The sequence below is a fragment of the Ureibacillus thermosphaericus genome (genome assembly GCF_012396605.1).
In the GTDB taxonomy this organism is placed as follows: domain Bacteria; phylum Bacillota; class Bacilli; order Bacillales_A; family Planococcaceae; genus Ureibacillus; species Ureibacillus thermosphaericus.
On sequence record NZ_JAAXPW010000071.1, the window covers coordinates 1 to 1,817 of the forward strand.

General features: G+C 30.8%; 1 protein-coding gene. It reads left to right on the forward strand.

What is annotated here, in order from left to right:
- Positions 1–216 precede the first annotated feature (216 nt).
- Positions 217–1,317, forward strand: coding sequence for an HD-GYP domain-containing protein (locus HF990_RS14730; protein WP_096549960.1), 1,101 nt, complete (start codon positions 217–219; stop codon positions 1,315–1,317).
- Positions 1,318–1,817 lie beyond the last annotated feature (500 nt).

Consider the following 1,817-nt stretch of genomic DNA (forward strand, 5'->3'; position numbering starts at 1 on the left):
AAAGAGAACAGCTATTCACGGAAGTTATGAAAACTTGCGTCAATTATCTTAATTGAACCGCCGTATACGGAACCGTACGTACGGTGGTGTGAGAGGACGGGAGCTAATCACTCCCTCCTACTCGATTTTTTAGAAAAGTACTAAAATATTGACTAAATTATTGTATAATTTTACATAGAGAATTCTTTTTGAAAAAAACAAAAAGGGGTTTTCAGTGTGAAATTTACAATGGTGAATGTAAATAACTTGGAGTTAGGTGCAATTATCGCAAAAGACATCTATGCTAATACTAGATTTCCAATTATAACTAAAAATTCACCTATTTCCCATAAGCATTTACATGTCTTTAAAGCTTTTAATATCCATGAAGTGCCTATTCTCATTAATAGCGTGAAAAAGTCTGTTCCAAGTAAAACAGGAGAGGTCGAAGAAGTTATCGTCATTACGGAGCAAGTAAAACAAATTAATCCCTTTGAAAAAAAGTATTTAGAAACATTGGAGCAATTTAAAAAAGACTTTAGCAATTGGGAAGCTGGAGCAAAAATTGATATGACAAAAGTAAGAGGAACGATTTTTCCTTTAGTAGAACAAGTTTTGCAAGATCGGTCATATATTTTTGATTTAAACAGCTATTCTAACCCGAATGAATATCTATACCACCATTGTATCGCTACAGGATTAATAGCAGCTTCAATTGCTAACAAATTAGGATTTGACAAAGGAAATACATTGCAGATGGCGATAGCAGGGACATTAGCAGATTGTGGGATGTCAAAAATTCCAAAAAGCATTCGAAATAAAAAAGCGGCATTAACTGAAGCTGAATTTAATGAGATTCGGAAACATCCAATTTACAGCTATAACATGGTAAAAGAATTACCAGCATTGAAGGCTGAGATGAAAATTGCAATATTCCAACATCATGAACGTTTAGATGGAAGTGGATATCCATTAGGAGTTAAGCATGAAAAAGTATCTCAATTAGCACAAATTATTGCAGTTGCTGACACATTCCATGCAATGACTAGTGAACGTTTGTATCGTTCAAAAGAGTCTCCTTTTAAAGTAATTGAAATGATTAAAGAAGAGGAATTTGGTAAATTTGATATTCAAGTGGTTAATGCAATGACGAATCTAGTAGCTGATTTACCAATCGGAACAAAAGTAGAATTGTCAAATTTAGAGAAAGCAGAAGTAATGTTTATCAACCAATATAATCCAACACGCCCTTTAATAAAATTATTAAAAAATGGAGAAATCATTGATCTATCAAAACAAAGATCATTAACAATTTCAAGAGTCATAACAAATGAATAGATAGAAATGCTAAATTTTTATTAAGTCGATGGATAGTTAACTTAGAAAAATAATCATTATGCTGTTGAATTTTTTATCTTTCTATAATAAAATCATTTAGTGTTAAAACATTTTGTATATGTGCTATGTATCTTTATACTATTACCTGAAAGCCTCTTTTCTAATCTTATGATGTCAGAAGGTCATCTTGTAACTATTTATTGAATCTATTGAATTTTTGGTGCTTAAGGTGGCTGATATTAGAGTTTGTTAAAAAGATGCGAATACTCTTTAAATAAAAAAATATAAATTTTAATAAAAAAATTTGAAGTTTAATGTTGACATCTGATTTAGAACTTGTTATTATAAATGAGTCGCTGCGAGGCGATAGAAAATGAACCTTGAAAACTGAACAACAAAACGTTAATGCAATAATTTATCTAGTTGTTAACCCTCGTTGACAAACTAGATTCGGACATTAAATTTTGAGCAAATCAAATTTTCTTTTATGGAGAGTTTGA